This is a genomic window from Streptomyces sp. NPDC003284 (assembly GCF_053589675.1).
The window spans coordinates 1-10,611 of the sequence record NZ_JBSFSI010000040.1; the positions used below are offsets into that span (position 1 = coordinate 1).

At 71.7% G+C, this 10,611-nt stretch carries 8 protein-coding genes and 1 pseudogene; 5 read left to right on the forward strand and 4 right to left on the reverse strand.

The features are described from left to right. The 3 genes and pseudogenes from ACWDYF_RS37090 to ACWDYF_RS37100 all read right to left on the reverse strand — a co-directional run. Positions 1 to 135 (reverse strand): annotated as a pseudogene (locus tag ACWDYF_RS37090) (ketol-acid reductoisomerase); the annotation flags it as partial. Between the two features lie 152 nt (positions 136 to 287). Beyond that, positions 288 to 899 carry a flavin reductase family protein gene (locus tag ACWDYF_RS37095; protein WP_389474758.1) on the reverse strand — a complete coding sequence of 204 codons (612 nt, stop codon included), beginning with the start codon at positions 897 to 899 and terminating at the stop codon, positions 288 to 290. A gap of 102 nt (positions 900 to 1,001) precedes the next feature. After that, positions 1,002 to 2,204 (reverse strand): acyl-CoA dehydrogenase family protein, encoded by a 1,203-nt coding sequence (locus ACWDYF_RS37100; RefSeq protein ID WP_389474756.1) that lies wholly within the window; start codon positions 2,202 to 2,204, stop codon positions 1,002 to 1,004. A gap of 153 nt (positions 2,205 to 2,357) precedes the next feature. Between ACWDYF_RS37100 and ACWDYF_RS37105 the strand changes: the two genes are divergently transcribed. The 5 genes from ACWDYF_RS37105 to ACWDYF_RS37125 all read left to right on the forward strand — a co-directional run bounded on the left by ACWDYF_RS37105 (position 2,358) and on the right by ACWDYF_RS37125 (position 10,454). Further along, positions 2,358 to 2,945, forward strand: a complete 588-nt coding sequence (locus ACWDYF_RS37105; RefSeq protein WP_389474754.1) for a TetR/AcrR family transcriptional regulator — start codon at positions 2,358 to 2,360, stop codon at positions 2,943 to 2,945. An 845-nt stretch (positions 2,946 to 3,790) separates the two neighbouring features. After that, positions 3,791 to 4,675 (forward strand): hypothetical protein, encoded by an 885-nt coding sequence (locus ACWDYF_RS37110; RefSeq protein ID WP_389474752.1) that lies wholly within the window; start codon positions 3,791 to 3,793, stop codon positions 4,673 to 4,675. A gap of 921 nt (positions 4,676 to 5,596) precedes the next feature. Then, positions 5,597 to 7,042: an amino acid permease gene (locus ACWDYF_RS37115; RefSeq protein WP_389474750.1), complete on the forward strand. Its 1,446-nt coding sequence runs from the start codon at positions 5,597 to 5,599 to the stop codon at positions 7,040 to 7,042. Positions 7,043 to 7,182: 140 nt separating this feature from the next. Then, positions 7,183 to 7,455 carry a hypothetical protein gene (locus ACWDYF_RS37120; protein ID WP_389474748.1) on the forward strand — a complete coding sequence of 91 codons (273 nt, stop codon included), beginning with the start codon at positions 7,183 to 7,185 and terminating at the stop codon, positions 7,453 to 7,455. Between the two features lie 5 nt (positions 7,456 to 7,460). After that, on the forward strand, positions 7,461 to 10,454 hold the full coding sequence (locus ACWDYF_RS37125; RefSeq protein ID WP_389474746.1) for a hypothetical protein: 2,994 nt from the start codon (positions 7,461 to 7,463) through the stop codon (positions 10,452 to 10,454). On the opposite strand, the gene ACWDYF_RS37130 is transcribed toward ACWDYF_RS37125, so the two are convergent. Beyond that, entirely contained in the window at positions 10,375 to 10,587 is a 213-nt protein-coding gene (locus tag ACWDYF_RS37130) for a hypothetical protein (protein ID WP_451584333.1), read from the reverse strand. The two genes, ACWDYF_RS37125 and ACWDYF_RS37130, sit on opposite strands and share 80 nt — an antisense overlap. Positions 10,588 to 10,611: the final 24 nt, after the last annotated feature.

The window sequence follows — 10,611 nt, forward strand, 5'->3', positions numbered from 1 at the left end:
CACCCGCACGTCGACACCCGAGTCGCGCAGCGACAGGGCATGGGCGTGACCCTGGCTGCCGTAACCGATGACCGCGACCTTGCGGCCCTGGATGACGGTCGGGTCGGCGTCGGCGTCGTAGAACAACTCAGTCACCGCAACTCTCCTTGCTCACATCGGCGCACCGCGGCCCGGGAACTCCGGGGCGTCGGTGCCGGATCGTGGGGGCGTCGCGCACATACGGCCCGCGGATCGCACAGGGGGCCCGAAGACGGACGGATCCCGGCCAGCCTAGCCGGAATACGTTGTCACACGTGACGAGGGGCCGGACACGAAGAGGGGCCGGTGGCCGTTCCACGGCCCGGGTCCGGCTCGCCGCCGTCCTGCCGCCGTCCTCCCGGCTGCGCCAGCGTGCGGTAGCGCCCGCGGTGGAAGACGAGCGGGGCGCGGGCGGGATCCGCCCGGAGCGAGGCGACCCGGCCGACGACGATGGTGTGGTCGCCGCCCTCGTACTCGTGCACCAGATCGCAGCCGATCCAGGCGCAGGCACCGTCCAGCGACGGTGCGCCCCGGTGGCCCGGCGTCCAGGACACCTGCCGGAACCGGTCCCCGCCGGACCGGGCGAAGGCCGTGCTGAGGTCTTCCTGCTCCTGGGCGAGCACATTGACGCAGAAGGCGGAGGTGTCCCGGATGAGGGGCCAGGTGCGGGAGGTCCGGGACACGGCGAAGGAGACCAGCGGCGGATCCAGGGAGAGGGACGCGAAGGACTGGCAGGTGAAACCCACCGGTCCGGAAGGTGTGTGTGCCGTGACGACCACCACGCCCGACGCGAAGTGTCCGAGGGTTTCGCGGTGGGTCCCGGCGTCGGCGGGGGGAGCGGCTCCGGTGCCGGGGGTGGTGTGCGGAGCGGGGTCGGCCATGGGGTGTCCTCGTCTGACGGGTCGGGAGAAGGTCCGGGTACGGAACGGCCGTGGACGTGCGGCGGTCTCGCGGCGCGCGCCGCCCGGACGGGGGCGGTCGGGTCAGACCATGGGGCTCACCGGCCGGGTGTCGCCGACCAGCGCCCGCCCGTACATCTCCCGGGCCAGGCCGGGGTGGAGCGTGGGGTGGCGGGCCGCGGTCTCCAGGTCGTGCCAGTGGCGCTGGACGAGCCGTCCCCGGGCGAAGCTGCCCGCGCCGTTCACGGTGAGCAGCAGCTGCACCGCCTCGCGCAGACACCGTGAGGCGTGTCCCGCGTCCATGCGCACCCGTGCCCGGTCGACGAGGGGCGCGGTGCCGGGTTCCGCCGCCGCGGCGTCGACGGCCTCGGCGGAGCGCGCGAGGTGCAGGGCGGCGGAGTCGATCAGGGTGGCGGCGTCGGCGAGCGCGCCCTGGACGCCGGGGGAGTCGGCCAGCCGGGGATGGAGGGACATGGCCATCGGCTTGCCGCCGTCGACGGCCTCCATGGTCAGACGGAAGACCGCGCGGGCGGCGCCCAGCAGCGGACCCATGGACGCGAGGGTCATCGAGCCCGGCGGGATCCGGTACAGCGGCTCCTCGGCGGTCTCCCGGCCCGCGACCACGTCGGCGAAGGGACGCAGCCTGTGCTGCGGCACGAACACCGACTCGGCGACCAGGGTGTCGCTGCCGGTGCCGCGCATCCCCGCCATGTCCCAGGTGTTCTCGATGGCCAGGTCGGCGGCCCGGACGAGCGCGAGGCCGCGCTCCGGCGCGGCGCCGGGCCGGGGCAGGGGCACCCCGAGCAGGGCCCAGTCCGCCTGGTGGCAGCCGGACGCCCATCCCCAGCGGCCGGAGACCAGCACTCCTTGCTCGACCGGTTCCGCGGAGGTGTCCGTACCGCCGAACACACCGCACATCGCGGTGTCCGGTCCGGTGCCCCACAGGTCGAAGCGTGCCTGCTCCCCGAAGGAGGCCGCCAGCTGCTGTGCCACGTAGGCGACCATCGCGACCCACGCACTCGACGGACAGGCCAGGGCGACCTCGGCGGATACGTCCAGCACGGCGGCGAGCGGGAGCTGGTGACCGCCGAAGCTCCGCGGGACGCCGAGCCGGAACAGCCCCGCCTCCCGCAGCGCCCGTTCGGCCTCGGGGGTCAGCCGGCTGTCGCGTTCGGCGGCGTCGGCCTCGGCGCGCAGCAGGGGGGAGATCGCGCGGACGGCCTGGATCAGGTCTTCCGTGGCGCGGGCGGCGGCCGGGGCGAGGCCGTGGTGGGGCGGTGTGTGCATCGCTCTGCTCCGAGGGGTCGGGTGAAACGGACTCATGGGTCCACTTGTGTCGCCCAGTATAACCGGACCCATGAGTCCGGTTGTTTCGGCGGCCCGGCGGTGGGGCGGCGGGGCGGAGGACTCGGCACACCGTGGGACGGGCACAATGGGACGGTGAAGGAAGTGGAGACGACACCGGAGACCACGGAGACTGCGGGGCCCGAGGCGCCCCAGCGCAGGGCCGACGCCCGGCGCAATCACGAGCGGGTGTTCGCCGCGGCGCTGGAGGTCTTCGGCGAGGTCGGCCTCCAGGGCACGGTGCCGCAGGTCGCCGAGCGGGCGGCGGTGGGCAAGGCCACGGTCTACCGCAGCTATCCCACCAAGGAAGACCTCCTGGAGGCCGTCGTCGGTCACCGGCTGGCCACGCTCGACCGGAACACCGCCCCCGCGCTCGAACTGACGGACACCTACGAGCGGTTCCGCGTGTTCGTGCTCCGCCTCTTCGAGAGCCTCGCCGGGGACCGGCTGCTGTCGGAGGCGCTGGCCACCGCCCAGTTCCAGACCGCCTCGAACCTGCTCGTCCGGCTCTGCGACCTCATGCAGGAGGCCAAGGCCACCGGGCGGGTGCGGGACGATGCCACCGCCTTCGACCTGCGCGTCGTGCTGTGCGGCATGACCCTTCAACTGATGCGGACGGCCGAGCGCGACCCCGCGCTGTGGCGCCGGTACGGCGAACTGACCCTCCAGGCGCTGCGCCCCTGAGCCGGTACTCGCCCAAGGGCAGCGCAGGGGCGGCCGGACGCCCGTGCGAAGGCATGACAGCGGGCCCCCTCGCCTCCGCCTGCGGGGCGGGTGCGAGGGGGCCCTTCGTCGCTGCGCGGTGCGTACTACTGCCAGCGCACCACGTACGGCCGGTTGTCCGGGTTGCCGGTGTCGCCCTCGGCTCCCCACTTGCTGCCCGGGGTACTGGAGTTGTATCCGCCGGGCAGCGGCAGCACCGTGGTCAGATCGAAGTGCGCCTTGCTGACGTTGTAGAAGCCCCCGATGGTGTACGGACCGGTGCCGACGATGTCGAAGGTCTGGCACTGGCCGGGGAAGACGACGCGGGTACGGAGATTGGTCGACCAGGTGATGTCGGCCGCGTAGTTGCCCTGGGCGCAGAGCTGGACCCGGTGGTTGCCGATGGCGGCGGAGGCGGGTGTGCCGACGGCGGCACCGGCAGCGAGGACGGCGGTGCCCGTCGCGAGCGCGGTACGGCGGCTCAGCCGCTGCTAGATACGCATGGGAACTCCCGTGTGGGTGAAGACGGGGGACCGGCGGCTCTCGTTGCTCCGCGCGGTCAGGGATTTCATGAGGACAACGAGTCCTGCGGGCAGCCGAGTTCACCTGGGCTGGTCCGCCGGTCACATGTTGCGTGCCGATCACCGTACGGCACAAGAGTGCCCGTTTGGCGATATGTGTGAGCGAGCAATATAGTCCGCGCATGGTCGAGCCGATCCCCGCTCAGGGAGCCCCCGACATCGTGCGCTGGCCGGACGCGGCGCAGGACGCCATGGCGGGCGACCTGGTGACCGCCCCTCTCCTACGTCACCCCCGCGGGGGGCTGTGTGGCCGTTCCCGTCTCGCCGACCGGACTCGTCGACCGCGATGCCGGGTCGATCGGTGTGACGACGTCACTGGCCTTCAACGGCAAGCTGTTCCACATCCTCCGTGACGCACATGTGGCCATGGCCTACCACACCCGTGAGCACGGGTTCGCGACGGCCGACGACTTCGTCCTCGCCCAGGGTGTCGCCACCGTCCCGCTGGCGCCTTCGCCCGAGGTGCTCGCCGGACTCGCCCCGCGGGTCGCCCGCTTCCTCGGTGACATGCCCTCGGGGCGCTTCTGCGACTGGGCGCTCGGCGACTACCTGGACAACCGTGTCGTCATCGACATCGCGGTGCGCCGCGTCGCCTCCTGGCCCGACGCGCGCGGGACCGGTGAGCGCGCCACGTCCGGCGCGGCCTGGCCGCAGGAGGCACCGGCCTCGCAGCACGCGCCCGCGAAGGGCACCGGTCCCCGGGTCGACACCCGCAAGCTGCACGGCCGGCTGCGGAAGCTGCCGCACCAGTTGCTGGCCTACCGGGGCACGGACGGCTACCCGGTCGTCGTCCCGGTCCGGGTCACCGGGCACAGCGAGCGGGGAGTGCTCCTGGAGGCCGCCGAGGGCCTGCTGCCGCCCGGCGTCCGCCGGGCGGGGCTCACCGCGCACTCCTTCGGTCCGAAGGCCGTGGGGCTGGCCAACCGTGTCTGCACCGGGTGGCTGGAGACGTCCGGTGACACGGCCGTGTACGCGCCGCACACCTCCGCGGGGTTCGCCGCCCCGCCGGTCAAGAGCGTGCAGTTGTTCTTCAACGGCATGTTCGCCAAGCAGGGCTGGCGCAAGGCCCGGCGCGAGGGCACCCTCGCGCAGCTCAAGGCGGAGCATCAGGCGGCCGGTTCCGCGCGCTGATCCGGCGGCCCGCGAAGACACCCGTACCGCGGTGTGGCCCGGATTCCCCGGGAGGCCGTACCCGCACGGCTTCCCGGGACCTGGCGGACCCGGTACACGAGGCCATCGGCCTCCCTCTCCCTCGTCTCTCCCTCGGAGGCGGACCGGCCGCGCGCGTGCATACACCGCGAGGGCGCCCCCGGCCCGCCTCACCGCTCCTGGGATCAGCGCGAACCGGGTCCGATGAGAACACGCGGGCACCGGACGAGGCCGGCGGCCCCGCGGGCACACCGCCGTGAGTGAGCCCGTCCGCCGGACGGTTGTCCCGCGTGTTCAGGCAACCGTGACCGGCGACGCGCGCCCCAGGTTCCCTCTCGCCGCGACGGATGGCGGCGCCGTGGACCTCCGGGTCCGGTGACAGCCGTGCCCGCGTGCACCTCCCCTCGGGGTCGGCCGTTCTCCGCTGAGCACATGCAGGGAGGGCCCGCTTCCCGCAGCCCTCTGACGCCGCTTCCCGTGGCCGACACATGCCCGTCGTGCCGACCGAAAGTCAGCGCGGTGCTCTCCGTGACACATAAGCGAAACGGCTCAGTCATACATACATGTTAAGTATGGGTCATCGAAGGATGTCAAGGAGTAGGCATATGCCGACCTTTGAAAAGCAGGTGCTCGCCCACACTTTCCGGTACTTCTCGGTTTGGGGATCGCCATGCATGGATAACGAATGAGTAACCACCGTGGCCTGTGTGGGTGTGACCAAGGTTGCCGGGGTGATACATGTTCACGACTGCCCGGTGAAGGCCCCAGATACTCCGCACCGGGTGCGCCGCCGGGCCGGCCGAGGGCCGGCCCGGCAGAACTCCACTGTGTTTCCGGCAGATCAAGATCTGGTCCGCGGTCGGCACGACGGCCCTGGACCGGCATGGAGAAAGGCACACGACCATGACCTCATCGAAGGTCGCCGCGTCCTCCGCGTCCTCGCAGGACGCAGATGCCGCTGAAGAGGGTTACGAACGAGGACTCGGCAGCCGCCAGGTCCAGATGATCGCGATCGGTGGTGCCATCGGCGTCGGTCTCTTCCTGGGCGCCGGGGCGAACATCGCCAAGGCCGGACCCAGCCTCATCCTGATGTACGCCCTCGCAGGTCTGATCATCTTCTTCATCATGCGGGCACTCGGCGAACTGCTCATGTACCGCCCGGTGTCGGGCTCCTTCGCTGAGTACTCCCGGGAGTTCCTCGGCCCGTTCTTCGGCTACTTCACCGGCTGGACCTACTGGCTGATGTGGGTGGTGACCGGCATGGCCGAGCTGACGGCCGCCGCGATCTACGTCCACTACTGGTTCCCGTCCGTCCCGCAATGGGTGACCGCGCTGGTGTTCCTGGTCGTCCTGTTCGTGGCCAACCTGATCTCCGTGAAGCTGTTCGGCGAGATCGAGTTCTGGTTCTCGATGGTCAAGGTGACCGCACTCATCGGCATGATCGTCATCGGCCTGGGCGTGCTGACCTTCGGTTTCAGCCAGGCCGGCGACACCGCCTCGGTCTCCAACCTGTGGCAGTTCGACGGCTTCTTCCCCAAGGGCATCGGCTCCTCCCTCATGACGCTCCAGGGCGTGATGTTCGCCTACCTCGCCGTCGAGCTGGTCGGTGTCACGGCCGGTGAGTCGGAGAACCCGGAGAAGACGCTCCCCAAGGCGATCAACACCCTGCCCTGGCGGATCGCCCTGTTCTATGTCGGCGCCCTCACCGTCATCCTGTGCGTGGTGAAGTGGACCGAGTTCGCACCCGGGGTCAGCCCCTTCGTGAAGGCGTTCGCCGTCATCGGCATCCCGGCCGGCGCGGGCATCGTCAACTTCGTCGTCCTCACCGCGGCCCTGTCCTCCTGCAACTCGGGCATGTACTCCACCGGCCGCATGCTGCGCACCCTGGCCGACAACGGAGAGGCGCCCAGGGCCTTCAGCCGCCTGTCCGCCACCAAGACCCCCGCGTTCGGGATCACCGTATCCGTCGCCTTCATGGCCATCGGCGTCGTGCTGAACTACATCGTCCCGGAGAAGGCCTTCGGCTACGTCACCTCCGTGGCGACCGCGGCCGGCATCTGGACCTGGCTGATGATCCTGGTCAGTCACGTGCGCTACCGCAAGGCGGTCGTCGCGGGCCGGCTGCCCGCCTCGTCCTTCCCGGCCCCGGGCGGCGCCGTGTGTTCCTGGATCGCCATCGTCTTTCTGCTCTTCGTCACCGGCCTGATCGCCTACGACGCGGACTCCCGGGTCTGTCTGTACGTGATGGCGGGCTGGGCCGGCGCCCTGGGCATCGGCTGGAGCGTCCTCAAGTCCCGCAACCCCCAGGTCACCCGGCGCAGCGAGCCGCAGTTCGAGCGGACCGGCTGACCGATCCGGAGCGCTGAGGGCCGGCCGCCCAGGAGAACGCAACGTCCGTATGTCCATGGTCCGCTGACACAGCGGCAGCTGAGCAGGAGGTTGTAGGCATGTCGGAGCGTATCAGGGTCCGCACCGCGGATCTCAGGGCCGTGGCGGACAGCATCACCGCAAGCGCGGGTTCCACGTCCAGGGTGGCGGATGCGCTCCGGCAACTCGGCTCCCCGGACGGTCACGCCTTCGGCGACGGTTCGGCCGGCCTGGCGGCACACACCGAGTACCGGCGGGTCCACCAGGATTTGACGCACCTGACGAACGGGATAGGCACGCATCTGGCGGCTCTCGGGGAAGCGGTGCTCCACGCCGCACAGGCCTACGGCGCCGCCCAGGCCCGGGCGGTGGAAGCCGTCCGTCGGCTGAGCTGACCGTGGTGGACATCAACGACGCCATCGCGGAATGGCTGACCCGCGTCCTGCGGGAGATCGGCGATCCGAACTTCCTGGCCCACCATGGACAGGAACTGGAGGCCCAGGCACAGCGGATCCGGGCTCTGCACGACCAGTTGGAGGACGCCGCGGGGAAAGCGGCCTGGGAGGGCCCGGACGCGCCCGTCTACACGCAGGCGGTCGGTGGCCACCTCGACCTGATGGACCACACGGCTGGCCTGCTGGAGGCGACGGGCCAGCAGGCCCAGGAGCACGCGAACAAGACCTGGCTCATAGTGAAACAGGTCATCGGCCTCATCCTGGAGATCCTGGAGATCCTGGCCGTCGGCATGGCTCTGAGCTGGCTGGGGGGCTTTGCCCTCGACTGGATGTGGGAGCAGATACTCCCGCTCATGGAAGGCGTGCTGAGCGCACTCGCCAGATTCCGGGGCTACCTCGCCGAGTTCACGGAGTTCCTGAGGGTCGTGGGAGGTGGCTTGGGCCGCACGGGGGAACGCATCGGCGAGGGACTGGGCAAGCTCACCGAGAGCTTCTTCGTTGACGTGGCGCCGGCCCAACTGCGTGCCTACCCGGGCTTCTACGTGTCGTTGGCCGTGCCGAAACTGCTGAGCGGACGACCGGTGGACTGGAAGGGCAACGCCTGGCAGCTCGCCGTGTTCTTCGGTTTCGACACCGGTCTCGGGCTGGCCGAGGGGGTACTGGAGAACACGGCGTTCGGCGCCGGAGTGAAGAACTTCATCACCGGCGAGAAGGCCGCCGACGACGCCGCCGCGGCGGCCGGGAAGGAGACTGCGGGGGCAGCCAAGGCCCAGGCCAAGGAACCAGGACCGGATGCGACGACCGCCCCCGCGCGGCCGAGCGAGGCTTCCGGGCCCGGAACGGTCACCTCGGACACGAGCGGCTCGGTGACCGGCACGGCCCTGCGGGAGGAACCGCCCGTCGTCCCGCAGCCGCGCCCGGAGACGGGCGGCACTCCCGGGCCGGGAGGCCCGATGCCTGAGTCCTCCGGAACGATCCGGGTACCGGCGCCGCGCCCGGAACCGGCGCCGGCTCCGGAGGTGACGCTCCCGCACGTGCCCCGGGAAGCCGACGCTCCCGCGCCGCCGAGCCCGCGGCCCGCTGATGCCGGCCTTCCGAAGGAGCGCGGTCCCCAGGACGTGGCCCCGCCCGGCACCCGGCGTGCGAGCCAGGACGCACAGTCCGGCCCGAAAGAAGAGATTCCCCCGGCGGATTTGGCCCCGCCGCCCGCGGGCCGTCCGGCCGGCGAGGGTACGGCACCGCCCGTACGCGACACGCAGGGCACGACCGGAGCGGTGCCGCCGGAACGTCCGCAGACTCCCGTCGCGCCACGCGGGACGACCGAAGCGCCGGCGCTTGCGAAGGACAACCCCGTGGGTGCGGGCAGGGCGGACGCCACCGCACCCGCGCCCGGCGCGGAGCGCCCAGCTGCCGGGTCCGGCAGGGGAACCACAGCCGAACCGGCGCGTACCGCAACGCCGGGTCAGGAAGGCACGCGGCCCTCCCCGGCGCCGTCGAGCGAGTCCGCGGCGCCCGACGGCACCCGCTTGACGACCGAGTCGCGGGCCGGAGCCCCGGACACGCCTCCTTCGCGCCCGGAGGCCGTCCGCACCGAGTCCGTCCGCACCGAGTCCGTGCCGCGACCTGCTGAGCCGCCCGCGGCATCGAGCGGCCGGGCGGTGGATCCTGCCGAGGTCGCCCCGGGCCGGGCGACGGTGCCGACCGTGTCCGACGCCTCCGCCACGGCGAAGGGTGCATCCGCGCCCACCAGCGCTGACAGCGCCGTCGCCGCACGGGACATCCGTACGGAGGCCCCGGGACCCGTGCGCGAGCAGCGCCCCCAGACACACGCGGAGAGCGGCAAGGAGGTCTCGGCCGGAACATCGAACGCGGCGGCTCCGGCACGGTCCACGGGGGTACGGCCCCAGCCCGAGCGAATGTCGTCGGAGGGAGCCGGGGTGCAGAGGGAGGCGTCCGGCACCGCTGACGCTGCGCGCGAGGCTTCTCCGGTACGCACCGTGGAAACCCGCCCTCCATCCGCCGCTGCCGCGCCGGGTGAGTCCGCCGCGACCTCGGCGAGCAGAGCCGAGGAGGTGGAGGCGATCCTCAGCCCCCGCCCGGTCGACGCCGCCGGAAAGACCGGCAGACCGTCCGAGGGCGCGAGCCCGGCGGCCTCGCCGCGCCCGTCCGCCGAGACACCGATCGGCGAACCCGTGCCGGAGCCCGCATCCGTACGGCCCGCCGTACCCCTGCGTACCGAGAGCCCTGTCGGGAGCACGTCGGCGAAGCCGGGCGAGGAGCCGGCCGTGCGGGCGGAGCCCTCCAGGATGTCGGAGAGCGCCGGCACAGGGCCCGGCGAGATCGGGCCGGAATCGCGGCCCGCTTCCCCTCAGCCGTCCGCGCAGAGGCCGGGCGTCGTGAAGGAACCGCAGGCGGACCGGCCGTCGACAGTGGACGGCGGCGCACCCGCGGCGCCGAAGCCCGAGGCGTCCGCCGTCCCCGAAGGACAGAGTGCGCGCTCGGCCGAGGACTCCGCGTCCTCGGCTTCCGCCGAGCCGAAGCCCTGGGAGAAATGGGAGTCGTACAAGGGCCAGAAGTTCCGCGAGGCCCTGTACTCCGGTCTGAAGGAGGGCTTCAACGTCACCGCGGGCAACCTCATGACCGATGGCGTGGTGCAGCACATCACGGGCGTTCGCCTCACCGGCGGGGAGTGGGCCTTCGAGTTCCTCGGCGGAGCGCTCGCCACGGCGCGTCATGGCCTCTACAAGGGGATCTGGGCGGGCGAGAGATGGGCGTTCCGCAACCAGCGTGAGGGAGATCCGGCGGTGAGGCGGTGGCTGTCCGAAGCACCGATCGCGTGGTCGTACTACTCCATGTACCTCACGGCGAAGGACGCCGTGAAGAGCGGGGTGTTCGGTGATCCGCTGTACACCGAGCTGAACCCCGCACCAGTCCGGTGAGGGTCACGTGCAGGGCGCGGCTGAGGCGGTCGGCGAAGTCGACGCGGGTGTGGGCGAGTTCAGGGTCCTGCTGGGCTTGGGTGACGGCCGGGGAGGGGTGGGCGAAGGGCCAGAGTCCGGCGGTGAGCAGGATGGCGGTGGAGACGAGTTCGCGGGC

What these genes read in the sequence shown, in the direction of transcription:
- ACWDYF_RS37095 (WP_389474758.1), bottom strand. Translation starts at nt 899, where the DNA reads ATGGCCGACCCCGCTCCGCACACCACCCCCGGCACCGGAGCCGCTCCC.
- ACWDYF_RS37100 (WP_389474756.1), bottom strand. Translation starts at nt 2,204, where the DNA reads ATGCACACACCGCCCCACCACGGCCTCGCCCCGGCCGCCGCCCGCGCC.
- ACWDYF_RS37115 (WP_389474750.1), top strand. Translation starts at nt 5,597, where the DNA reads ATGACCTCATCGAAGGTCGCCGCGTCCTCCGCGTCCTCGCAGGACGCA.